This is a genomic window from Klebsiella sp. RHBSTW-00215, assembly GCF_014103785.1.
In the GTDB taxonomy this organism is placed as follows: domain Bacteria; phylum Pseudomonadota; class Gammaproteobacteria; order Enterobacterales; family Enterobacteriaceae; genus Klebsiella.
The window spans coordinates 5,646,633-5,670,533 of sequence record NZ_JABXQS010000001.1 but is presented as its reverse complement, the minus strand read 5'-3'; the positions used below and the strand labels follow the sequence as shown (position 1 = coordinate 5,670,533).

Below are 23,901 nucleotides of genomic sequence, written 5' to 3'. Positions count from 1 at the left end.
TCGCGACACTCAGGGAGAATTGTGCTGTGGCGGATAACAAACATACCGGTGATGAAATTCAGGAGCAGCGCCGCGACTGCTTGTGCAGGCTGACAAAATTCGTTGGCGCTGCAGGCGTTGCCGCTGCCGTCTGGCCGCTGGTATCCGCTCTGGGCCCGGATGAAAAGACGGCCGGAGAAAATGAACCGATCGATGTCTCCCTTGCTGGTGTGGCTGTCGGTCAAACCGTTAGGCGTGTCTGGCAAGGCAAGCTCATTCTTATTCACCATCGGACTGCAGATGAGATAGCTGCCGCCCGGGATGTCGAAAGCCATAAACTCATTGACCCACAGGCAGACAACGAAAGGGTTAATGCCGATTATCCCCAATGGCTTGTTGTTCAGGGATATTGCCCTCATGCCGGGTGCGTGCCAAACGCCAGAGCTGGCGGACAGGGCTGGGTTTGTCCGTGCCACGGGTCTGAATTCGATGCCTCTGGACGCGTTACCCGCGGACCGGCGACCGCGAATCTGGCCGTTCCCGACTTTACTTTTCATCCCGATGGTCTGACCGTGCGCATCGGCGCTAAGGAAGTCTGAGATGACGACTGCGCGCGCTTATTCGCTCCGTTGGCGTATCCCTTTTCCCCGAACGGTTGCCGGACTCTGGGTATTTGCTATCGGCGCTATTCTGCTGGTCATGCTCGGCGTGCAGATCCTTACCGGTATTGTACTGGCGATGTTTTACGTGCCGACGGCTGAGCTGGCATTTGATTCCATCATGCATATTATGCGCACGGTAAGCCACGGAGAACTGCTGCGTAATCTGCACGCCACTGGCGCATCGCTTTTTTTCTTCGCCTGCTATCTACATATTTTTCGCGGCATGTACTACAACGTATATCGCAAGCCGTGGGTTGCAATGTGGATGATTAGCGTAACGCTATACGTCTTGCTGATGATTACCGCACTTCTTGGCTATAGCCTCATCTGGGGGCAAAAAAGCTACTGGGCGGCAACCGTCATTACTCGTTTTGCACAGGCCATCCCGCTGGTGGGCGATACGTTGTATGCGTTTCTGGTCGGCGGCTATACGCCAGGTACCCCGATGCTTGGCCGTTTTTTTGTTCTGCACTTTATGCTTCCCTTCGCAATTGTTGTCGCGACGATCTTCCACGTTCGTAGTGTCCAGTCTGCTTTTGCGCAGGCGATGAAGAAGACCTTTAGTGAGAAAGAGTCCAGAAAGCTTTTGTTTGATTATAAAATCACCGATCTTGATGCCATCAAAATCACCTTGTTTTTGATGCTCTTCGCCTGGTTTTTATTCTTCGCGCCGCACTACCTGAGCAGCGCAGATAACTTTATCCCAGCTGATCCAACGATTACGCCAGCGATTGTGGCACCTGAATGGTACTTTCTTCCTTTCTTCTCGATGCTTCGATGTTTTCCGAATGAATTCGCCGGGTTAGTCGCGATGTGCGGCTCGGTATTGATTTTCTATTTCTTGCCCTGGCTTGATTCCTCTCGGGCCCGTTTTCGCCACTACAGCAAGCTGGTTAAGTGCGGCTTTTGGCTGTGGGTTATCAATGCCTGCTTTTTAGGCTGGCTGGGAACAAAAGCGCTGGTGGGACCTGACCTTATTGACGGTTTCCGCAATCAAGAGGGCTGGATCCGCGCGGCGTCGCAGCTTTCAACGCTGATCTGGTTTGCCTGGTTTTTAATCGTGCTGCCCTGCCGCCGTTTTCTGGAAAAACAGGACTGAAGATGACGCGATTATTGAAATTCAGCGTTTTGTGTCTGTCACTTTTAGAGCTGGGTTCTACTTGGGCGAAAGAGCCCACGCCTGTGCGGCAGGACTGGAGCTTTAGCGGCATCACGGGCCAGTATGATAAAGATCAGCTTCGGCGCGGCATGCAGGTTTATGAAGAGAAGTGTCGCGCCTGTCACGGTATGAAATACCTCACTTTTCGCACCCTGACCAGACCCGGCGGCCCGGAACTCACGCTCGAAGAAGCAAAAAGTATCGCCAGCGGCTATCAGTTCCCTGACATACAGGATGACGGCCAGGTTGGCGAGCGGGACGGTACGCTAAATGACAGTTTTATATCGCCATATCTTAACGTTCAGGAAGCGCGATACCTTAACAATGGTACTGAACCCGTTGACCTGAGCTATATCGTCCGGGCCCGATCATATGATCGCGGATTCCCACAATTCCTGTTTGATGCCTTTTTACCCTACACGGATCAGGGAGCGGATTATGTCTTCGCACTATTAACCGGTTACCGGCCCGATGATCCTGAAATGAAGGCTAATCGCTACTTTCCTGGTGGCGTGATTAATATGCCAAAGCCGCTTACGGATGGCGAAATTCATTGGCAAACGGCGTCGCAGATAGCCGAAACAGAAGAGCAGTATGCTCAGGATGTCACCGCCTTTCTGGCATGGGCTGCGGACCCGGATCTCTGGGCGCGAAAAAAGCAGGGAATTTACGTCATGGGCTACCTCTCCGTGATGCTGGGATTGCTATGGGTTTTACGACTAATGAAGAGACGTTCGCCGAAATAAGCGAGAGAGAGTGGGTAATATGCTTGAAGCCAGACAGCTCCGCTGCGAGCGAGATGAACGAATCTTGTTTAGCGATTTATCATTCTTGGTGAAAGCGGGGGAGTGGATACAAATTACCGGGGGCAACGGCGTGGGGAAAACGACTTTGCTACGGTTGCTCAGTGGACTGGCTCGCCCTGACGTCGGGGGAGTGTACTGGCAGGCGCAGCCGCTGCACCGTGTGCGCGACAGCTATCAACAAAACCTGCTGTGGATTGGCCATCAGCCAGGGATTAAAACCCGGCTTTCGGCGCTAGAGAACCTGCGTTTTTTCCATCATGACGGTGACGCAGCTCAATGTATGAACGCGCTGGCTCAGGCGGGTCTTGCCGGATACGAAGATATTCCCGTTAATCAACTCTCCGCCGGGCAGCAGCGCCGGGTTGCCCTGGCGCGACTCTGGCTGACGCGCGCTACGCTCTGGATCCTCGACGAACCTTTTACCGCCATTGATATGAACGGCGTGGAGCGCCTGACGCAACGAATGGCGCAGCACACCGAGCGGGGCGGCATTGTCATTCTCACCACCCATCAGCCCATAAACATGGCGACCGATAAGATTCGCCGCATTGCGTTGAGCGGCGAGGAGGCTGGGTGATGATGTGGCGGATTTTTCGTCTTGAGCTGCGGGTGGCGTTTCGCCATCGTGCGGAAATCGCCAATCCGCTGTGGTTCTTCCTGATTGTTATTACGTTGTTCCCACTGAGTGTTGGCTCTGAGCCGCAGCTTTTGGCGCGCATCGCCCCCGGGATTATCTGGGTCGCCGCGCTGCTTTCCTCGCTGCTGGCGCTGGAGCGCCTGTTTCGCGACGACTTACAGGACGGAAGCCTCGAACAGCTGATGCTGCTGCCGCTGCCGTTATCAGCGGTGGTGCTGGCGAAGGTAATGGCCCACTGGGTGGTGACCGGCCTGCCGCTGCTTATCCTCTCACCACTGGTGGCGCTGCTGTTAGGAATGGACGTTTACGGCTGGCAAATCATGGCACTGACCCTGCTGCTGGGAACGCCGACGCTGAGTTTTCTCGGCGCGCCGGGCGTTGGGTTGACCATCGGGCTAAAGCGCGGAGGCGTGCTACTGAGCGTGCTGGTGCTGCCGCTGACCATTCCGTTACTGATTTTTGCGACCGCCGCGATGGAGGCGGCTGCTATGCATCTGCCTGTTAAGGATTACATGGCGATTCTGGGCGCGTTGCTGGCGGGCAGCGCAACGTTGAGCCCCTTTGCGACGGCGGCTGCGCTACGTATCAGCTTGCAGGCCGGATAAGGCGTTTGCGCCGCCATCCGGTAAAAGTTTTATCAACGCACTCATTATTTTCTGCTCTGGTGACTCAATTATGTGGAAAACACTCTATCAACTAGCGAATCCCCCGCAGCTTTATCTGCTCTGCGGCAGGCTGGTCCCGTGGCTGGGCATTGCCAGTGCGCTGTTGCTGACTGTGGGCTGGGTCTGGGGATTCGGCTTTGCGCCTGCGGATTACCAGCAGGGAGACAGCTACCGCATTATCTATCTGCACGTACCGGCTGCGATGTGGTCGATGGGGATTTATGCGCTGATGGCAATTGCGGCGTTTATAGGCCTGGTCTGGCAGATGAAAATGGCCAACCTGGCACTGATGGCGATGGCACCGGTTGGCGCGGTTTTTACCTTTATTGCGCTGGCGACCGGTTCCGCGTGGGGGAAACCAATGTGGGGTACCTGGTGGGTGTGGGACGCCAGGCTGACTTCCGAACTGGTGCTGCTGTTTCTTTACGTCGGCGTGATTGCCCTGTGGCACGGCTTTAACGATCGGTGTCTGGCCGGGCGTGCGGTGGGCATTCTGGTGCTGATAGGTGTGGTTAACCTGCCGATTATTCACTACTCGGTGGAGTGGTGGAACACTCTGCATCAGGGATCAACCAACATGCAGCAAAGCATTGACCCGGCGATGCGTACGCCGCTGCGCCTGGCGATTATTGGCTACCTGCTGCTGTTTATTTCGCTGGCGCTGATGCGCATGCGCAACCTGATTTTGCTAATGGAAAAACGTCGCCCGTGGGTGGGTGAGCTGATTTTAAACAGAGGTCGCCGATGAGCAATGCATTTGCAACCTGGGGTGATTTCTTCGCCATGGGCGGTTATGCCTTTTACATCTGGCTGGCGGTAGTGATGACGGTTATCCCGCTGGCGGTGCTGGTTCTACACACGGCGAGACAACATCGTTCGATTTTACGTAGCGTGGCGCAACAGCAAGCCCGCGAAGCCCGCATGCGCGCGGCGCGGGAGGCAGTATGAATATTCGGCTTAACAACCGTCTGTGGGTGGCCCTCGCGATACTGGCGGGGTTAACGCTGACCATCACGCTGGTGCTCTACGCGCTGCGCTCTAACATCGACCTGTTTTATACGCCAGGTGAAATCCTTTATGGCAAGCGTGAAACACAGCAACGGCCGGTGGTGGGCCAGCGCCTGCGCGTTGGTGGAATGGTGATGCCCGGCAGCGTCAGGCGCGACCCAAATTCACTGAAGGTTAATTTCAGCATCTACGACGCTGAAGGCTCGGTGGACGTCAGTTATGAAGGCATTCTGCCGGATCTGTTCCGCGAAGGGCAGGGCGTGGTGGTGCAGGGGGAACTGGGCGAGAAAAATCATCTGCTGGCGAAAGAAGTACTCGCTAAGCATGATGAAAACTACACCCCGCCGGAAGTGAAAAAAGCGATTCAGGAGCACCATCGTCGCCCGGAGAGCAAGTCATCATGATGCCTGAAATCGGTAACGGACTGCTGTGCATGGCGCTCGGCATCGCGCTATTGCTCTCCATCTACCCGCTGTGGGGCGTTGTGCGTGGCGATAGGCGAATGATGGCATCTTCCCGGCTCTTCTCCTGGCTGTTGTTTTTCCTCGTAATGGGCGCTTTTATGGTGCTGATCAACGCCTTCGTGGTGAACGACTTTACGCTGAATTACGTTACCAGCAATTCTCACACCCAGTTACCGGTGTGGTATCGCGTGGCGGCAACCTGGGGCGCGCATGAAGGGTCGTTACTGCTGTGGATGCTGTTGATGAGCGGCTGGACGTTCGCCGTGGCGCTGTTCAGTCAGCGCATGCCGCTCGATATCGTCGCCCGCGTGCTGGCGATAATGGGGATGATAAGCGTCGGCTTCCTGCTGTTTATCCTGTTTACCTCCAACCCGTTTACCCGCACGCTGCCGGAGTTCCCGATTGAAGGACGCGACCTGAATCCGCTGTTGCAAGATCCGGGACTGATTTTCCATCCGCCGCTGCTGTATATGGGTTATGTCGGCTTCTCGGTGGTTTTTGCCTTTGCGATTGCCGCCCTGCTGAGCGGGCGGCTGGACAGCACCTTTGTGCGTTTTTCCCGTCCCTGGACGCTGGCGGCGTGGGCCTTTCTGACGCTGGGCATTGTGTTGGGTTCGGTGTGGGCCTATTACGAGCTGGGCTGGGGCGGCTGGTGGTTCTGGGATCCCGTGGAAAACGCCTCGTTGATGCCGTGGCTGGTCGGTACCGCGCTGGTGCATTCGTTGGCTGTAACGGAGCAGCGTGCCAGTTTTAAAGCGTGGACGCTATTGCTCGCCATCTGTACATTTTCTCTGTGCCTGCTGGGCACCTTCCTCGTGCGTTCCGGCGTGCTGGTTTCGGTTCACGCTTTTGCTTCTGACCCGTCGCGCGGGATGTTTATTCTTGCGTTTATGGTGTTAGTTATCGGTGGCTCGCTGTTGTTGTTCGCTATCCGCGGGCACAGGGTGCGATCGCGAGTGAATAACGCTCTCTGGTCACGGGAGTCGCTGCTCCTCGGTAACAACGTCCTGTTGGTTACCGCCATGCTGGTAGTGCTGTTGGGGACGCTGCTGCCGCTGGTGCATAAACAGTTGGGGATGGGCAGCATTTCCATTGGTGAGCCGTTCTTTAATACCATGTTCAGCTGGCTGATGGCACCGTTTGCGCTACTGCTGGGCATCGGCCCGTTGGTGCGCTGGGGACGCGATCGTCCACGCAAGCTGCAGCGTCTACTGATTATCGCCCTGGGGAGCACCCTGGCGCTGTCTCTGCTCCTGCCGTGGCTATTTGAAAGCAAGGTTGTCGCCATGACGGTGGTCGGGCTGGCGATGGCCTGCTGGGTCTTTGTACTGGCGATGGCGGAAGTCGCTTTGCGTATTTCACGCGGCGCAAAGATGACCCTCAGCTACTGGGGGATGGTCGCCGGTCATGTCGGTGTGGCAGTGACGGTTGTCGGTATTGCTTTCAGCCAGAACTACAGCGTGGAGCGCAATGTGCGAATGAAGGCTGGCGATAGTATCGAAATTCATAATTATCGCTTCATCTTCCGTGAAGTCAAAGAGGTGACCGGGCCGAACTATCGCGGCGGCGTGGCCATGATTGGCGTCACGCGAAATGGCAAAGCGGAAGCGGTACTGCATGCAGAAAAACGTTTTTATAACAGTACCCGCTCAGTGATGACCGAAGCGGCGGTTGACGGTGGATTCACTCGTGATCTGTATGCTGCCCTTGGCGAAGAGCTGGACAACGGCGCGTGGGCCGTGCGGCTGTATTACAAACCGTTTATTCGCTGGATTTGGGCGGGTGGTTTATTAATGGCGCTGGGCGGGCTGCTGTGTCTGTGCGATCCACGCTATCGCCAGCCCGTGCCGGAGGCCGCATGAAGCACAGTTTACGATTGATCCCGTTGATGATCTTTGTGGTCATCGCCGCGCTGATGCTGTGGCAGCTGGCGCGCAATGCTGAAGGGGATGATCCGATCATCCTGGAGTCGGCGTTGATCGGTAAACCGGTGCCGACCTTTCGTCTTGAGTCGCTGGAGAATCCCGGGCAGTACTATCAGGCAGATGCGCTAATCCAAGGCAAACCGCTGCTGCTCAACGTCTGGGCGACCTGGTGCCCGACCTGCCGCGCCGAGCATCAGTATCTGAATCAGCTCGCGGTGCAGGGGATCCGCGTGGTGGGGATGAACTATAAAGACGAGCGGCAGAAAGCGATGACCTGGCTGAAAGTATTGGGAAATCCTTACGCGTTGAGCCTGTTTGATGGCGATGGGAGGATGGGACTGGATCTGGGGGTTTCCGGCGCACCGGAAACCTTCCTGATCGATGGAAAAGGATTTATTCGTTATCGCCATGCGGGCGATCTCAACGAGCGGGTGTGGGAGTGTGAATTCAGGTCACTTTGGGAGCAATACAGCAGGAAGGCTGCGCAATGAGGGTGTTACTGGGCGTGCTGATGCTGATTGTTTCCGGGTCGGCGCTGGCCGCCATCGACGTCATGCCGTTTAAGGATGAAGCTCAGGAGCAGCGGTTCCGCCAGCTTACTGAACAGCTGCGCTGCCCGAAATGCCAGAACAACAGTATCGCCGATTCCAACTCGATGATTGCCACTGACCTGCGGCAGAAGGTTTATGAGCTGATGCTGGAGGGAAAAAGTAAGCAGGAGATCATCGATTATATGGTGGCGCGCTACGGCAACTTCGTCACCTACGACCCGCCATTAACCCCGCTGACTATTCTGCTGTGGGTGCTACCGATTGCCGCTGTCGCCACTGGCGGCTGGATTATTTTTGCCCGTTCGCACCGCCGCGTGCGGCTGAAGCAGGAAGCATTTCCTGACGACATTCACACGGAGGGTAAACAGGGTGGAGTTGCCATTTATATTCCGGGGATCGCTATTGCGCTGGTCGTCGCGACCCTCAGCTATTACCAGACCGGTAGCTACAAGCAAGTAAAAATCTGGCAGCAGGCGACGGCGCAGCTGCCAACGCTATTGAAACGAGTCCTGTATCCGAAAGAAAAACCGCTCAATCAAGAGGAGATGGCGCGCCTGGCCCTGGGTTTACGTACACGTTTGCATAGCGATCCTGGTAGTGTAGAAGGCTGGGTTATTCTTGGTCGACTCGGGATGGCATCAGGAAATGTCGATATGGCGACTCAGGCGTATGCCAACGCCTGGCGGCTGGAGCCAAATAATAGCGATGCGGCGCAGGGCTATAAGCAAGCGATTACTCGCTCATCAGGAACGAATGACAACCTTTGGAGTGCAGAATAATTAAGCCCAGGTCCTTTCTCATCAGAAAATCCCCTCATAGCGTGAACGGTTAGCGTTCCTGTATACAGCCGGGACCTTGCGTCAATCTCGTCATATGTGCTCTCCTTCGCATTTTTTAACTGTTTAAAAACCATACTGGCCGAAATCTGTGATTGGGTTCATGTTCATATGAAAATCCTATTTACATCCCCTTTACTTTGAAAGTTCATTGCTTATTATAAACACATGTTCATAACCAAACATTTGTTTTGTTAGGTTGATCTGAATAGAGGACGACCTACTTCTTTGTATTAAATAATTCTATTTTTACAGCATTCTGTGCTGGAGGTATTTATATGCCTGAAAATGATTATGTTGTGATTATTGGTTCGGCAAATATGGATGTTGCTGGTTATTCTAATACGTCGCTGAACTATGCTGATTCAAATCCTGGGAAAATAAAGTATACGCCCGGTGGGGTAGGTAGGAACATAGCGCAAAACATTGCCTTATTGAATAAATCTTCATGGTTATTATCCGTCGTTGGCGATGATTTTTATGGCCATTCTTTGCTGGCTCAGACTGCACAATCGGGGGTACATGTCGATAAATGTCAGGTCATCAAAGGCGAGGGTACATCCAGCTATTTATCGTTGCTTGATAATACCGGTGAAATGCTGGTGGCGATAAATGATATGAGCATTACTGAGCATATTACGGCGGAATTTCTAAGCCAACATCAGGCCTTTATCTGTGAAGCCACGGTGATTGTTGTTGATTGTAATATCAGTGAGGCAGCGCTGGCCTGGTTGATGGAAAATACTGGTTCAACACCCATTTTCGTTGACCCGGTTTCCGCCTGGAAATGCGTGAAAGTTCGCCAACATCTGGGGCGAATCCATACCCTGAAACCGAATCGCATCGAGGCGGAAACCCTCAGCGGAATCTCGCTGTCCGGCACCGATGATGTGGCTCGCGTTGCCGACTGGTTTCACCAGCATGGCCTGAAGCGCCTGGTACTGAGCATGGGTGGAGATGGCGTTTACTACAGCGAAAAGGATGGCGAACACGGCTGGTCGGCACCGCTAAAAACCCAGGTTGTGAATGTGACTGGCGCGGGTGATGCCATGATGGCCGGTCTTGCATCCTGTTGGCTGGACGGTTGTTCATTTTCTCAAGCGGTGCAGTTCGCTCAAGGGTGCTCTTCCCTCGCGCTCTCATCGGAATTTACCAATAATCCTGAATTATCTTACGCAAACGTAAAAAAATTAGTGGAGAAAGATTATGTCTGAATTAAATATTTCCTCTGAATTATTACAGATCTCTGCGGAAGTACAGCAAGCATTGAAAAATAACCAGCCAATCGTGGCGCTTGAATCAACCATTATTTCTCACGGCATGCCATTCCCTGAAAATGCGCAAACGGCGCTGGAAGTGGAAGAAACTATTCGTCGGCAGGGGGCCGTTCCGGCAACGATTGCGATTATCCATGGGGTAATGAAGGTCGGTTTAAGTCGAGAGGAAATAGAACTTCTTGGCCGTGAAGGGCATAATGTCACTAAAGTTAGCCGTCGGGACTTACCGTTTGTGGTTGCTGCGGGATTAAATGGTGCGACCACCGTAGCGTCCACCATGATCATCGCGGCGATGGCCGGAATTAAAGTCTTTGCCACCGGTGGTATTGGTGGTGTGCATCGTGGAGCGGAGCAAACATTTGATATTTCCGCCGATCTTCAGGAACTGGCGAATACGAATGTCACCGTAGTTTGTGCCGGTGCGAAATCTATTCTCGACCTGGGCCTGACGACCGAATATTTAGAAACTTTCGGTGTTCCGCTTATTGGTTATCAAACCTCGGCGCTCCCGGCATTCTTCTGCCGTACCAGCCCGTTTGACGTCAGCATTCGGCTTAACAGCGCCAAAGAAATCGCCAAAGCGATGGCGGTGAAATGGCAGTCGAGCCTGAAGGGCGGCATGGTGGTAGCGAATCCTATCCCTGAGCAGTTCGCGATGCCGGAAGCGAAAATCAACGCCGCCATTGATCAGGCGGTGAGAGAAGCTGAAGAACAGGGCGTGGTGGGCAAAGAGAGTACGCCATTCCTGTTGGCCCGCGTCGCGGAACTGACCGGTGGAGACAGCCTGAAATCCAATATTCAGCTGGTCTTTAACAACGCTATCCTGGCCTGCGAGATTGCCAAAGAGTATCAGCAGATCGCGTAACGATAACTGCGGGCTGTTTGCGGTTGCCCGCCCCGATATCAAATGTACCGAAAACCTGGCCTGAGGCCGGGTTTTCCACCAGGTAAGGATATCATTATGGACATCATGAGAAGTCTTTTGGGGATGGTGGTGTTACTGGCCATTGCCTTTGTGCTGTCAGTGAATAAAAAACGCATCAGTATCAGAACCGTAGGCGCCGCGCTGTTGCTGCAAATCGTCATCGGCGGGGTGATGCTCTATTTTCCGCCGGGCAAATGGCTGGTCGAACAGGCGGCGCTTGGGGTGCATAAAGTTATGTCCTATAGCGATGCCGGGAGCGCGTTTATTTTTGGCTCGCTAGTTGGCCCGAAAATGGATGTGCTGTTTGACGGTGCGGGGTTTGTGTTTGCCTTTCGCGTTCTGCCGGCCATTATTTTCGTTACCGCGCTGATAAGCCTCCTTTACTATCTCGGCGTGATGGGACTGCTGATTCGCATTTTGGGCGGTATCTTCCAGAAAGCGCTGAATATCAGCAAAATTGAATCGTTTGTTGCTGTAACCACCATTTTTCTGGGGCAGAACGAGATCCCGGCGATCGTCAAACCGTTTATCGACAAGCTTAACCGCAACGAACTGTTTACCGCGATTTGTAGCGGGATGGCCTCAATCGCCGGATCGATGATGATTGGTTATGCCGGTATGGGCGTACCGATCGACTACTTGTTGGCTGCGTCGTTGATGGCTATTCCCGGTGGGATCCTGTTTGCTCGTATGCTCAGCCCGGCAACCGAAGCATCGCAGGTGACTTTTGATAACCTCTCTTTCACCGAAACGCCGCCGAAAAGCATTATCGAAGCGGCAGCATCCGGGGCGATGACCGGGCTGAAAATTGCCGCTGGCGTAGCAACGGTAGTCATGGCGTTTGTGGCGATTATCGCCTTGTTGAACGGCATTATCGGTGGAATCGGCGGTTGGTTTGGTTTTGGTCACGCCACTCTGGAGGGGATCTTCGGTTATATCCTTGCGCCTCTGGCGTGGATTATGGGCGTTGACTGGAGCGATGCGACCCTGGCAGGCAGTCTGATTGGGCAGAAACTGGCGATCAACGAATTCGTCGCCTATCTCAACTTCTCGCCCTACCTGCAAACAGGCGGCACGCTGGATGTGAAAACCATCGCGATTATCTCGTTTGCGCTGTGCGGGTTTGCTAACTTTGGATCAATTGGCGTGGTGGTCGGAGCGTTCTCCGCCATTTCCCCGCAGCGTGCGCCAGAAATTGCTCAGCTCGGAATGCGCGCCCTGGCGGCGGCAACGCTCTCTAACCTGATGAGCGCGACCATCGCCGGATTCTTTATTGGACTCGCGTAGCGTTAACCGTGCATCGCCTCTGCGGTGCACGGTGTTATACGCCTGAAAGTAAATTGAGTGCGTTATCGACGGATAAAGAAGGGTTGTTGATACTGTCGCTGGCGCGGGTGAGGGCGGTGCAAGCCATGGCAAAAGCGGCGCTCTCTTTAAAATCGCTACCATCAAGATAGCTATACAGCAGCCCGGCCATTAACCCATCATCGGCCCCGAAACTGTCGACCATCGTATGGTTCGGTAGACTCATCTGGAAGCGTTCACCTCCGGTCTCACTACAGAAAATAGAGTCGTCATCCGCGCAGAGCACCACGCGCTGGGTACCCTGTTCGTGCAGCCATGACAGCGCACGATCGCGATCCGCATCGCTGGCGATCGTCTGTCCCCAGAGGATCTGTAATTCGCGTAACGTTGGCTTTAGCGTGTGGATCTTTGCCAACCACGGGCGAATACGGTGCGCTTTAAACTCCGACACCGTATCAACAAATACCGGAATAGCGTTGGCCAGAGTAAATACCCACTCCAGCGCCTGTTCCGTTAAATTACAGTCCACCAGAACCACGCCTGAATGGGTCAGCAGATCCCGGTACTGATTGAGTAGCTGTGGGGTAAGCGACTGTAAAATATGGGTATCATTGATCGCCAGAACCGTCTCTTCCTGTGGATTAGCGATGGATAAATAGGTGGCGGTATTATGACCGTGAAGGCGGATGCAACTCTGCACGTTAACCCCGGCCTGGCGGGTTTGTTCCAGCAACGTTTCACCGTAAAAATCGCTGCCAACGGCGGAAATCAAATGCACATCGCGGCCCAGCAGCGCCAGATTATGTGCAATATTGCGCGCTACGCCGCCAGCGGAACACTGGATATTACCCGGGTTTGAAACCGGCTGCGGATAATGAATATCGGCAATCCCGCGAATATCCATATTGACCGCACCCAGAGAGACGCAATACTCCTGCTCGGTCAGGATGTAGCCTTTTCCCTTAATAGCCCCTTTGCGCGTAAGATCCATGATGTGTGCGGCTACGCGGGAACGACTAATCTGCAGAATGTCGGCAATCTCGTGCTGCTGAATGAGCGGGTTACGCCGCAACATTTTAAGGATCTGCTTTTCCCTATCGTTCATATCAGACCACGGCCTCTTCTGTTTGCTGGGCCCGCAGCCAGGCGATTTCTTCTGCCCAGATATCCGGGTTAACGGTTTCCAGAATCAGCGGAATGCCGTCAAAACGGGGATCCTGCATTATCCAGCGGAAAGCATCGTGGCCGATATTACCTTCGCCCAGGCTATGGTGACGGTCAACGCGGCTGCCGAAGGTGCTTTTTGCATCGTTCAGGTGCATACCGCGCAGATACTGAAAACCGACAATGCGTTCGAAATCTGCGAAGGTTTTCTCACACTCTTCGGCGCTACGCAGGTCGTAACCAGCGGCAAAAGCGTGGCAGGTATCAATGCACACGCCAACGCGGGACTTATCTTCCACTCCGTCGATGATGGCGGCCAGATGCTCAAACTTAAAGCCCAGATTGCTGCCCTGACCGGCGGTATTTTCAATCACTGCCGTCACGCCTTCGGTTTTTGCCAACGCGATATTGATGGATTCAGCGATGCGCGCCAGGCACTGGTCTTCGGGGATCTGCTGTAAATGACTACCCGGATGGAAATTGAGCAACGTCAGGCCCAACTGCTGACAGCGGGAGAGTTCATCAATAAAGGCATCGCGGGATTTTTCCAGCGCGTCCTCAACCGGGTGGCCGAGGTTTATCAGATAGCTGTCGTGGGGCAGAATTTGTCCGGGTCCGAAATGATACTTTTCGCAGGCGGCTTTAAATTCAGCAATGGTCTCGTCGCTCAGCGGAGCGGCGCGCCACTGGCGCTGGTTTTTGGTAAAGAGGGCGAAGGCGGTCGCGCCGATTTCGGCGGCGCGAATGGCGGCATTGGCCACTCCGCCGGAGGCGCTGACGTGCGCTCCAATATATTTCATAAAAAAACTCCAGTTAAGCCGCTGGTTGGAGGGTAATGATAGCGGCTTAGCCGGAGAGTTACATCATCCTTAATAAAGCTTCGGTATTGAGTGGGAGTCAGGCCAGCAGGCTGTGAATGGCCAGGTTAATCGCACCGCCGCCGACAATCAGCCAGACGAAGAGCATTAGCGCCATCAGCAGCGGTTTGGCACCGGCTTTTTTCAGCGCGCTGACGTGAGTGGTCAGGCCCAGGGCAGCCATCGCCATTGCCAGCAGCACGGTATCCAGAGTCACCAGCATATCGACAACCGCTTTCGGCAGCAGGTGGAAAGAGTTAAACACCGCCACCACAATAAACAGGATCGCAAACCACGGAATGGTGATTTTGCTTTTTTCACCGCTTCCCGCCGGAGTTAACTGCTTAACGCGAGCGGCCAGGAACAGCAGGAACGGAGCCAGCATCATGACGCGCAGCATTTTGGCGATGACCGCTGCGTTTTCCGCATCCGGGCTGACGGCATGACCGGCTGCCACTACCTGGGCAACTTCATGCATGGTGGAACCCATATAGATGCCGTAGGCTTCCGGGGTAAACCAGTGCGCCAGGAAAGGGTAGATTGCCGGGTAGAGGAAGATAGCAATGGTCCCGAAAATCACCACTGTCGCGACGGCTACCGTGACTTTACTGGCTTCCGCTTTCACCACCGGTTCGGTGGCAAGTACCGCTGCTGCGCCGCAGATACTGCTGCCGGCACCAATCAGCCAACTGGTATGCTTATCCAGGCCGAAAACCTTTTGCCCTAAAAAACAGGCGATAAAAAAGGTGCTGGAAAGCGTCAGAACGTCAATGACGATACCGCTCACGCCAACATCGGCAATCTGGGCGAACGTCAGGCGAAAGCCGTATAAAATAATGCCCAGACGCAGCAGATGCTGTTTGGCAAAGATTACGCCGCCGTCGCAGGACTGCCATATTTTGGGGTAAATCGTATTACCGATCACCATGCCGAACAGAATAGCCAGCGTGAGTGCGCTGAAGCCTGCGCCAGAGATTGCCGGAAAACTACCGGCCCACAGTGCAGCGCCAGTTAATACGGCAGTCAGCGCCAGTCCAGGTGCAAAGTGCCACAATGGGCGATGTTTAGTCGGTAAAGTGAGTGCTGTCATAACCTTCTCCTTTGTCTGGGAAAAGCATACGACTCGCTGGTTTAAATATAAAATTGATTATATATTTATAATTAATCGAAATAAGTGGTATACGAGCTGTTTCGTGGTTTTGGGCGTTGTTCCACAAACATCGAGCTATCGGAGAGCCACGCTGTATATAAATGAAGGCAGGAAAGGCTATGCATATCACGCTACGACAGCTGGAAGTTTTTGCTGAAGTTTTAAAGAGTGGCTCTACAACACAGGCATCGCAAATGCTGGCGCTTTCGCAATCGGCAGTCAGCGCGGCGTTGACCGATCTGGAAGGCCAGTTGGGCGTGCAGTTGTTTGATCGTGTCGGCAAGCGACTGGTAGTTAATGAACATGGCAGGCTGCTTTATCCGCGAGCGCTGGCGCTGCTGGAGCGCGCGCTGGAGATAGAACAGCTGTTTCGCGGCGACAACGGCGCGATTCGCGTCTACGCCAGCAGCACCATCGGCAACTATATTCTGCCGGAAATCATTGCGCGCTACCGACGTGATCTCCCGGATTTACCGCTGGAACTAAGCGTGGGGAATAGCCAGGACGTCATTAATGCGGTGGCTGACCTGCGAGTGGATATCGGGCTGATTGAAGGCCCTTGTCACGCAGCAGATATCATTGCCGAGCCGTGGCTGGAAGATGAACTGGTGGTCTTCGCACCGCCAGATTCACCGCTCCTTGAGGGGGAGGTGACGTTGCAACGGCTGGCGGAAGCGCCGTGGATCTTGCGTGAACACGGATCCGGAACCCGAGAAATTGTCGACTACTTATTATTGTCGCATTTACCGGCGTTTCATCTGGGGATGGAGTTGGGCAACTCTGAAGCCATTAAGCATGCGGTGCGTCATGGTTTAGGGATTAGCTGCCTGTCACGAAGAGTGGTGGCGGAACAGCTTGAGGTGGGATCGCTGGTGGAACTGTCTATCCCATTACCGCGCCTGACCCGAACGTTGTGGCGTATTCATCACCGACAGAAGCATATTTCTAAGGCATTACAACGTTTTCTGCATTATTGCGAAGTGTAGAACCAGGGCTGGCATTTCCGGGATTTCATGCTTTACTAATAATCCATGCTCGATCATGAAGCTCTCTTATAACTTTGCAATTGTATCGGATGGATCACAGACACTCTGCTACAATCTCGCCTCGTTTTTTGGATGGATAGCATTTTCACATGGTTTCGGATACTAAAACCACAGAAGCGCCCGGTTTACGCCGTGAACTGAAGGCGCGCCACTTGACCATGATCGCTATTGGCGGTTCCATCGGTACAGGTCTTTTTGTTGCCTCTGGCGCAACCATATCTCAGGCGGGCCCAGGCGGCGCGCTGCTTTCTTATATTCTTATTGGTCTGATGGTCTACTTCCTGATGACCAGCCTCGGCGAGCTGGCGGCTTTTATGCCGGTATCCGGCTCTTTTGCCACCTATGGGCAAAATTATGTTGAGGAAGGCTTCGGCTTCGCGCTGGGCTGGAACTACTGGTACAACTGGGCGGTAACCATCGCCGTTGACCTCGTCGCCTCACAGTTGGTGATGACCTACTGGTTCCCTGATGCGCCCGGCTGGATCTGGAGCGCGTTGTTCCTGGGTATCATGTTCCTGCTGAACTGGATCTCGGTAAAAGGGTTCGGTGAAGCGGAATACTGGTTCTCCCTGATTAAAGTTGCCACCGTCATTATCTTTATTATCGTCGGTGTGATGATGATCTTCGGTATCTTTAAAGGCGCACAGCCCGCAGGCTGGAGCAACTGGGTTGTCGATGATGCGCCGTTCGCTGGTGGCTTTGCGGCGATGATTGGCGTGGCGATGATTGTCGGCTTCTCGTTCCAGGGAACCGAGCTTATCGGTATTGCGGCGGGCGAGTCAGAAAACCCGGAGAAGAATATTCCACGCGCCGTGCGTCAGGTGTTCTGGCGTATCTTGCTGTTCTATGTGTTTGCGATTCTGATTATCAGCCTGATCATTCCGTATACCGATCCGAGCCTGCTGCGTAACGACGTGAAAGATATTTCCGTGAGTCCGTTTACGCTGGTGTTCCAGCATGCGGGTCTGCTGTCGGCGGCGGCGATTATGAACGCGGTTATTTTGACGGCGGTGCTGTCAGCGGGTAACTCCGGGATGTATGCCTCCACGCGTATGCTCTACACCCTGGCCTGTGATGGCAAAGCGCCGCGCATTTTCTCTAAGTTGTCAAAAGGCGGCGTGCCGCGTAATGCACTGTATGCCACAACCGTGATTGCGGCACTGTGTTTCCTGAGCTCGATGTTCGGTAATCAGACCGTTTACCTGTGGTTGCTGAACACCTCCGGGATGACCGGTTTTATTGCCTGGCTGGGGATTGCCATTAGCCACTATCGTTTCCGTCGTGGTTACGTGCTGCAAGGGCATGATCTGAATAATCTGCCGTATCGTTCAGGCTTCTTCCCGCTGGGACCGATCTTCGCCTTTGTTCTGTGCCTGATTATTACGCTTGGCCAGAACTATGAAGCGTTCCTTAAAGACACCATCGACTGGGGCGGCGTCGCGGCAACCTATATTGGTATTCCGCTGTTCCTGGTTATCTGGTTTGGTTACAAGCTGGCGAAGGGGACGCGTTTTGTCCGCTACAGCGAAATGAAGTTCCCGGAGCGTTTCAAGGGCTAAGGCGAGCGACCATAATAGTTAAAACCCTCTTTTTAAGAGGGTTTTTTTATGTCTGAATCCATTACAAATTGATACATTTCTCCATAATTGTATTGATAATTGGAATCATTATCCTTATCATTTACACCAAATTCAGGATGAAGCCAATCCCCATATCTTGCAGACGGTCAGACTGACAAGGGGCGACCAGCCACATCTACTGTAAAAAATTACGCGCATATCGCCGATAGAGCGATAGGCCGACAGTACCTGTGAGCAGCACCCTTTTGTTTGTTTTGTAGTACACCTCATGGAGATATGGAATGTTCAGGTTAAACCCTTTTGTCCGGGCCGGATTATGCGCGTCCGTCGTATCACTGGCGTTTCCGGCGCTTGCCGCCGTTAACGAAGAAACGCTGGTCGTCACCGCTGCGGCAACTGAACAGAGCGTAAAAGATGCTCCTGCCAGTATTAGCGTTATCACCCAACAGGATTTGCAGCGTAAACCGGTTCAGAATCTGAAGGATGTTCTGCGAGATGTTCCCGGCGTGCAGCTTACTAACGAAGGGGATAACCGCAAAGGCGTCAGTATCCGCGGTCTTGATAGCAGCTATACGCTGATCCTCATTGACGGTAAACGCGTTAACTCGCGCAACGCCGTGTTCCGCCACAACGATTTCGACCTCAACTGGATCCCGGTTGATGCGATTGAACGTATCGAAGTTGTGCGCGGACCGATGTCTTCACTTTATGGCTCCGATGCCCTTGGCGGCGTGGTGAACATCATCACCAAAAAAGTCGGCCAACAGTGGACCGGTACCCTGAGCGCTGACACCACCATTCAGGAACATCGCGATCGCGGTGATACTTATAACGGTCAGTTCTTCACCAGCGGCCCGCTAATTGACGGCGTGCTGGGTATGAAAGCTTACGGCAGCCTGGCGAAACGCGCCAAAGACGATCAGCAGGCTTCCAGCAATGCTGCAGGCGAAACGCCGCGCATTGAAGGCTTCACCAGCCGCGACGGTAACGTCGAATTTGCCTGGACCCCAACGGACAATCAGGATATTACCGCGGGCTACGGTTTCGATCGCCAGGATCGTGACTCTGACTCTCTTGACCGTAACCGCCTTGAGCGGCAGAACTACTCCCTAAGCCACAATGGCCGCTGGGATGTTGGCAACAGCGAGCTGAAATTCTACGGTGAGAAAGTCGATAATAAAAACCCAGGCCAGGCCGGGACGATCACTTCTGAAAGCAACTCCGTAGATGGTAAATACGTCCTGCCGCTAGGAATGATTAACCAGCTCCTGACCTTCGGTGGTGAATGGCGTCATGACAAGCTCAAAGATCCGGTTAACCTGAGCAGCGGCGGTAAATCTACCTCCGCCAGCCAGTACGCACTGTTCCTTGAAGATGAATGGCGAATCATCGAGCCGCTGGCGTTAACCACCGGTATTCGTATGGACGATCACCAGACTTATGGCGATCACTGGAGCCCGCGTGCTTACCTGGTCTATACCGCCACAGACACCGTGACCGTGAAGGGCGGCTGGGCGACGGCATTCAAAGCGCCATCCCTGCTGCAGTTGAATCCAGACTGGACCACCAACTCCTGCCGTGGTTCATGCAGTATTATCGGTAACCCGGATCTGAAACCGGAAACCAGCGAAAGCTTCGAGCTCGGTCTTTATTACCGTGGCGAAGAGGGCTTGCTGGAAGGTGTAGAAGGGAGCGTCACGACTTTCCAGAACAACGTTGATGATATGATTGATATCCTGCGTACCTCCAGCGCTAGCGAAGCGCCGGGCTACCCGAACTTTGTCGGCTGGAAAACGGTCAACGGCAAGCGGGTGCCGGTCTTCCGCTACTTCAACGTCAATAAGGCCCGTATCAAAGGGGTTGAAACCGAAGTGAAAGTGCCGTTCGGTGACGAATGGAAGCTGACGGTGAACTACACCTATAACGATGGTCGCGACCTGAGTAACGGCGGCGATAAACCGCTGCAAACGCTGCCGTTCCATACTGCCAACGGCACCCTCGACTGGAAACCGCTGGACGACTGGTCCTTCTACGTGACCGCCAACTATACCGGCGAGCAGCGTGCGGTCAGCTCTACGGGCAAAACGCCGGGTGGCTACACTATGTTTGATATCGGTGCGGCGTGGAACGTGACTAAAAACGTCAAACTGCGTTCCGGCGTGCTTAACGTCGGCGATAAAGATCTGAACAGAGACGATTACAGTTACACCGAAGAAGGCCGCCGTTACTTTATGGCCGTCGATTACCGCTTCTGATTAGGCCAATAAAAGAGGGCTGGCAGGTTTCCCTGTCAGCCCTCGCTAAAGGCGCTTGTGGCGAAGCCTGACAGCTTCAGGCCTGAAAAGCGGTGGGAAATCCCACCGCTCCAGGTTGCTACTTACCGGGTTCGTAAGCCATAAAAGCAGCCACTTCCCTGTTCGTATCACGGTAGCGAATTTCGCAGAGCGATTTTCTTACCATCAGGGTGAAAACTAATAGCGTGATACACACGATTAGCAGACACCAGATCAGGGCGTTGTGTGGCACCTTCATGGCTTGTTCTCCTTGCCTTTCGGCGGGTAAGAGACTAACCTGATGTTGTCTAAGCATGCAGATAGCCTCGTGGGTGAGTATATTACCTTCGGGGCTTTCTTCTTTCTGCCTCAGTACAGCGATAAAGCTCAATATTGCCATGAGGCGAAAGCCTCAAGCGCCGCTAAAAATCATACGCCTCGAAGCCAGAAAATACACTATCTCTCTGTATATATTAGTTTTTATGACTATTTGATGGTGAGGGATTTTGTATGTGAATGCGCCGCGAACGTTCTTCACGGCGTATTGAAAAGATTATTTAAAGAGGTGTTGGGCATGAAAGCGCAGGTGATCCTCAATAAATGAGGCAATAAAATAGTAGCTGTGATCGTAACCGGGCTGAATACGCAGGGTTAACGGCCAGCTTTTCTGCCGCGCGGTTTCCGCCAGCACCGCCGGTTGTAACTGCTCAGCGAGGAATGAATCGCTATCGCCCTGGTCAATCAGTGTTGGGATAGCATTCTCTTCCTGGCTGGCTCGCATTAAGGCGCAGCTATCCCACGCCTGCCACGTTGCTTCATTGGTTCCCAGATAAGCGGTAAACGCTTTTTTACCCCATGGAACCTGAGTCGGGTTAACGATTGGCGCGAAAGCCGACACGCTGGTGAAACGACCCGGATTTTTCAACGCCATAACCAGCGCGCCGTGACCACCCATCGAATGCCCGCTGATAGCGCAGCGCTCGCTGACTTTGAACTCGCTGGCGATAAGTTGCGGCAGTTCGTCGCGAAGATAATCGTACATGCGAAAATGTGCGGACCACGGCGCCTGGGTGGCATTGAGATAAAAGCCTGCGCCTTTGCCCAGATCGTAGGTGCTATCGTCAGCAACGCTATCGCCACGCGGGCTGGTATCCGGCATCACCAGCGCAATGCCCAGTTCGGCGGCGACCCGCTGTGCGCCCGCTTTGGTGGTAAAGTTTTCATCGTTACAGGTCAGCCCGGAAAGCCAGTAGAGAACCGGCGGCGGCGTATCTGTGCGAGATGGGGGGAGAAAGATGCTGAACGTCATGGCGCAGTTCAGCGTCGTGGAGTCGTGCCGCCAGCGTTGCTGCCGACCTTCATAACAGCGGTGCTCTTCGAGCAGTTCCATGCAGGGCTCCTTATGGGTTTTGCGCGTAATTTTCCATAATACAGATATTTCATTCGCCCGTGAGTAACTTTCACTTTCTCCTTTTCGGAACGTATTGCATCATTAATGCAACTTTTAACCAACATACTGAAGTTGCCATCGCGTCAGGAATTGCGCTATGTGCCTGGTATTGTGTTGGTTGCGGCAATGGGAGTAAGGCGTTGCGTGACGCATCGGAATACGCCGGTCTGGCGGCGTGGAACGAGAGGTGACGCCAATTTCAACAATTATCGATGCGGCTACTGGATTCTGTGCGTCACCTCACGCACAATGAATACAAACTTTGCCCTCAGAAGAGCAAAGAGCGCCACACCTGCAGGAGAACAAAAATGTCATCACTGAGTAAAGAAGCCGTACTCGTTCATGAAGCGCTGGTCGCTCGTGGGCTGGAGACGCCGCTGCGTCCGCCAGTGCAAGAAATTGATAATGAAACTCGTAAACGTCTGATCGCCGGACACATGACCGAGATTATGCAGCTGTTAAACCTTGATCTAAGTGATGACAGCCTGATGGAGACGCCGCATCGCATCGCAAAAATGTACGTTGATGAGATCTTCTCCGGCCTGGATTACGCCCGCTTTCCCAAAATCACCGTCATCGAAAATAAGATGCAGGTTGATGAAATGGTGACCGTGCGTGATATCACCCTGACCAGTACCTGTGAACACCATTTTGTGACGATTGACGGTAAAGCGACGGTGGCCTATATACCGAAAGATTCGGTGATTGGCCTGTCGAAAATCAACCGTATTGTGCAGTTTTTCTCCCAGCGCCCGCAGGTGCAGGAGCGACTGACGCAGCAGATCCTCACCGCGCTGCAAACGCTGTTGGGCACCAGCAACGTCGCGGTCTCGATCGATGCGGTTCACTACTGTGTAAAAGCGCGCGGTATCCGCGACGCGACCAGCGCCACCACCACCACATCGCTGGGCGGCCTGTTTAAATCCAGCCAGAATACCCGCCAGGAGTTCCTGCGCGCCGTACGCCACCACAACTAAAACGGAGCAGGGTACATGGAGAGAAATGTCACGCTGGACTTTGTCCGCGGCGTCGCCATCCTCGGTATCCTGCTACTGAATATTAGCGCCTTCGGTTTGCCGAAGGCCGCTTACCTCAACCCGGCGTGGTCCGGGAGCATTTCTGCTAGCGACGCCTGGACCTGGGCAATTCTCGATCTGTTTGCGCAGGTTAAATTTCTGACTCTGTTCGCACTGCTATTTGGCGCAGGTCTTCAGCTTCTGCTGCCGCGCGGCAAGCGCTGGATCCAATCGCGCCTGACGCTGCTGGCGCTGCTCGGCTTCATCCATGGTCTATTTTTCTGGGACGGCGATATTCTGCTGGCTTACGCTTTGGTGGGACTGGTGAGCTGGCGGATGGTGCGCGACGCCCATGATGTTAAATCCCTCTTTAATACAGGCGTGGTGCTGTACGTCATCGGCATTGCGGTGCTTCTGCTGCTGGGACTGATTTCCGGCAATACGCCCAATCGTTCGTGGATGCCCGATGCCGCGAATTTGCAGTATGAGCAGTTCTGGAAGCTGAAGGGCGGTTTTGAAGCGGTGAGCAACCGTGCGGATATGCTGTCGGACAACCTGCTGGCGCTGGGGGCGCAGTACGGCTGGCAATTGGCGGGAATGATGCTGATGGGGGCGGCGCTGATGCGCAGCGGCTGGCTCAAAGGGCAGTTCAGCCTTCGTCACTACCGTCGTACTGGCGCGTTGTTGATTGTTGCCGGAATGACGGTCAATTTGCCCTCTATTCTTGCCCAGTGGCATCTTGGCTGGGACTACCGCTGGTGTGCATTCTTGTTACAGGCGCCTCGCGAGCTGAGTGCGCCGCTGCAAACCATTGGCTACGCGGCGCTGGCCTGGGGCTTTTGGCCGCAGCTGTGTAAACTGCGGCTGGTGGGGGCAATAGCCTGCGTTGGGCGCATGGCGCTCACCAATTACCTTTTGCAAACGCTGATTTGCACTACGCTGTTTTACCGCTTCGGCCTGTTTATGAAGTTTGACCGCTTACAGCTGTTAGCCTTCGTGCCGCCGGTGTGGGCGGTAAATCTTATCTTCTCGTGGCTTTGGCTGCGTCATTTCCGTCAGGGCCCCGTTGAGTGGCTATGGCGTCAATTAACCCTGCGTGCGTCAGGGACATCATTAAAAGATACATCAAGATAACGATCTGGATCACAATCATTAACAAAATGGAT

23 protein-coding genes and 1 pseudogene are annotated in these 23,901 nt (G+C 53.9%); 19 read left to right on the top strand and 5 right to left on the bottom strand.

Annotated elements, in window-relative coordinates; genetic code table 11:
* Positions 1 to 26: 26 nt before the first annotated feature.
* From petA to HV127_RS26925, 14 genes and pseudogenes are all read left to right on the top strand, one after another.
* On the top strand, positions 27 to 578 hold the full coding sequence (petA, locus tag HV127_RS26990; RefSeq protein ID WP_110272367.1) for a ubiquinol-cytochrome c reductase iron-sulfur subunit: 552 nt from the start codon (positions 27 to 29) through the stop codon (positions 576 to 578).
* A gap of 1 nt (position 579) precedes the next feature.
* Positions 580 to 1,740 (top strand): cytochrome b N-terminal domain-containing protein, encoded by a 1,161-nt coding sequence (locus tag HV127_RS26985; protein ID WP_182239989.1) that lies wholly within the window; start codon positions 580 to 582, stop codon positions 1,738 to 1,740.
* A gap of 2 nt (positions 1,741 to 1,742) precedes the next feature.
* A complete protein-coding gene (locus HV127_RS26980; RefSeq protein ID WP_181485558.1) occupies positions 1,743 to 2,546 on the top strand; it encodes a cytochrome c1 in 804 nt (267 codons plus the stop codon).
* Between the two features lie 19 nt (positions 2,547 to 2,565).
* Positions 2,566 to 3,183, top strand: coding sequence for a cytochrome c biogenesis heme-transporting ATPase CcmA (gene ccmA, locus HV127_RS26975; RefSeq protein ID WP_182239987.1), 618 nt, complete (start codon positions 2,566 to 2,568; stop codon positions 3,181 to 3,183).
* Positions 3,180 to 3,848 carry a heme exporter protein CcmB gene (gene ccmB, locus HV127_RS26970; protein WP_112213073.1) on the top strand — a complete coding sequence of 223 codons (669 nt, stop codon included), beginning with the start codon at positions 3,180 to 3,182 and terminating at the stop codon, positions 3,846 to 3,848. Before ccmA ends, ccmB begins: the two co-directional genes overlap by 4 nt.
* 70 nt (positions 3,849 to 3,918) lie before the next feature.
* A complete protein-coding gene (locus HV127_RS26965; RefSeq protein ID WP_182239985.1) occupies positions 3,919 to 4,656 on the top strand; it encodes a heme ABC transporter permease in 738 nt (245 codons plus the stop codon).
* Positions 4,653 to 4,856, top strand: coding sequence for a heme exporter protein CcmD (gene ccmD, locus HV127_RS26960; protein ID WP_139536631.1), 204 nt, complete (start codon positions 4,653 to 4,655; stop codon positions 4,854 to 4,856). Before HV127_RS26965 ends, ccmD begins: the two co-directional genes overlap by 4 nt.
* Positions 4,853 to 5,320 (top strand): cytochrome c maturation protein CcmE, encoded by a 468-nt coding sequence (gene ccmE / locus HV127_RS26955; protein ID WP_181485562.1) that lies wholly within the window; start codon positions 4,853 to 4,855, stop codon positions 5,318 to 5,320. The genes ccmD and ccmE overlap by 4 nt, the downstream gene beginning before the upstream one ends.
* The gene (locus tag HV127_RS26950; RefSeq protein ID WP_182239983.1) at positions 5,317 to 7,242 is read left to right on the top strand and encodes a heme lyase CcmF/NrfE family subunit; all 1,926 of its coding nucleotides are present in this window, start codon (positions 5,317 to 5,319) and stop codon (positions 7,240 to 7,242) included. The genes ccmE and HV127_RS26950 overlap by 4 nt, the downstream gene beginning before the upstream one ends.
* Positions 7,239 to 7,796 (top strand): DsbE family thiol:disulfide interchange protein, encoded by a 558-nt coding sequence (locus tag HV127_RS26945; protein ID WP_182239981.1) that lies wholly within the window; start codon positions 7,239 to 7,241, stop codon positions 7,794 to 7,796. Before HV127_RS26950 ends, HV127_RS26945 begins: the two co-directional genes overlap by 4 nt.
* Positions 7,793 to 8,617: pseudogene (locus HV127_RS26940) on the top strand (cytochrome c-type biogenesis protein CcmH); the annotation flags it as partial. The gene HV127_RS26945 and the pseudogene HV127_RS26940, both read left to right, overlap by 4 nt.
* Positions 8,618 to 8,970: 353 nt before the next feature.
* A complete protein-coding gene (locus HV127_RS26935; protein ID WP_182239977.1) occupies positions 8,971 to 9,906 on the top strand; it encodes a pseudouridine kinase in 936 nt (311 codons plus the stop codon).
* Entirely contained in the window at positions 9,899 to 10,834 is a 936-nt protein-coding gene (locus tag HV127_RS26930) for a pseudouridine-5'-phosphate glycosidase (RefSeq protein WP_182239976.1), read from the top strand. The genes HV127_RS26935 and HV127_RS26930 overlap by 8 nt, the downstream gene beginning before the upstream one ends.
* 96 nt (positions 10,835 to 10,930) lie before the next feature.
* Positions 10,931 to 12,181, top strand: coding sequence for a NupC/NupG family nucleoside CNT transporter (locus tag HV127_RS26925; RefSeq protein ID WP_181485568.1), 1,251 nt, complete (start codon positions 10,931 to 10,933; stop codon positions 12,179 to 12,181).
* A 34-nt stretch (positions 12,182 to 12,215) separates the two neighbouring features.
* On the opposite strand, the gene HV127_RS26920 is transcribed toward HV127_RS26925, so the two are convergent.
* From HV127_RS26920 to HV127_RS26910, 3 genes are all read right to left on the bottom strand, one after another.
* Entirely contained in the window at positions 12,216 to 13,304 is a 1,089-nt protein-coding gene (locus HV127_RS26920; RefSeq protein WP_182239974.1) for a sugar kinase, read from the bottom strand.
* A 1-nt stretch (position 13,305) separates the two neighbouring features.
* Positions 13,306 to 14,163 carry a deoxyribonuclease IV gene (gene nfo / locus HV127_RS26915; protein ID WP_182239972.1) on the bottom strand — a complete coding sequence of 286 codons (858 nt, stop codon included), beginning with the start codon at positions 14,161 to 14,163 and terminating at the stop codon, positions 13,306 to 13,308.
* Positions 14,164 to 14,260: 97 nt separating this feature from the next.
* Complete coding sequence (locus HV127_RS26910) at positions 14,261 to 15,310, bottom strand: YeiH family protein (protein WP_182239970.1); 1,050 nt, start codon at positions 15,308 to 15,310, stop codon at positions 14,261 to 14,263.
* Between the two features lie 179 nt (positions 15,311 to 15,489).
* On the opposite strand from HV127_RS26910, the gene yieE reads away from it, so the two are divergent.
* The 3 genes from yieE (at position 15,490) to cirA (ending at position 20,251) form a co-directional block, all read left to right on the top strand.
* Positions 15,490 to 16,356 (top strand): DNA-binding transcriptional regulator YeiE, encoded by an 867-nt coding sequence (yieE, locus tag HV127_RS26905; protein ID WP_181485571.1) that lies wholly within the window; start codon positions 15,490 to 15,492, stop codon positions 16,354 to 16,356.
* 149 nt (positions 16,357 to 16,505) lie between these two features.
* Entirely contained in the window at positions 16,506 to 17,975 is a 1,470-nt protein-coding gene (locus tag HV127_RS26900; protein WP_182239968.1) for an amino acid permease, read from the top strand.
* Positions 17,976 to 18,277: 302 nt separating this feature from the next.
* Positions 18,278 to 20,251 (top strand): catecholate siderophore receptor CirA, encoded by a 1,974-nt coding sequence (cirA, locus tag HV127_RS26895; RefSeq protein WP_182239965.1) that lies wholly within the window; start codon positions 18,278 to 18,280, stop codon positions 20,249 to 20,251.
* Positions 20,252 to 20,369: 118 nt separating this feature from the next.
* On the opposite strand, the gene HV127_RS26890 is transcribed toward cirA, so the two are convergent.
* Positions 20,370 to 20,528, bottom strand: a complete 159-nt coding sequence (locus HV127_RS26890) for a type I toxin-antitoxin system Hok family toxin (protein ID WP_182239963.1) — start codon at positions 20,526 to 20,528, stop codon at positions 20,370 to 20,372.
* A gap of 294 nt (positions 20,529 to 20,822) precedes the next feature.
* Positions 20,823 to 21,659: an S-formylglutathione hydrolase gene (fghA, locus tag HV127_RS26885; protein ID WP_182239961.1), complete on the bottom strand. Its 837-nt coding sequence runs from the start codon at positions 21,657 to 21,659 to the stop codon at positions 20,823 to 20,825.
* A gap of 368 nt (positions 21,660 to 22,027) precedes the next feature.
* On the opposite strand from fghA, the gene folE reads away from it, so the two are divergent.
* A complete protein-coding gene (gene folE, locus HV127_RS26880; RefSeq protein ID WP_110272395.1) occupies positions 22,028 to 22,696 on the top strand; it encodes a GTP cyclohydrolase I FolE in 669 nt (222 codons plus the stop codon).
* A gap of 15 nt (positions 22,697 to 22,711) precedes the next feature.
* Entirely contained in the window at positions 22,712 to 23,869 is a 1,158-nt protein-coding gene (gene yeiB / locus HV127_RS26875) for a DUF418 domain-containing protein YeiB (RefSeq protein ID WP_182239959.1), read from the top strand.
* The last annotated feature ends 32 nt before the right edge of the window (positions 23,870 to 23,901 follow it).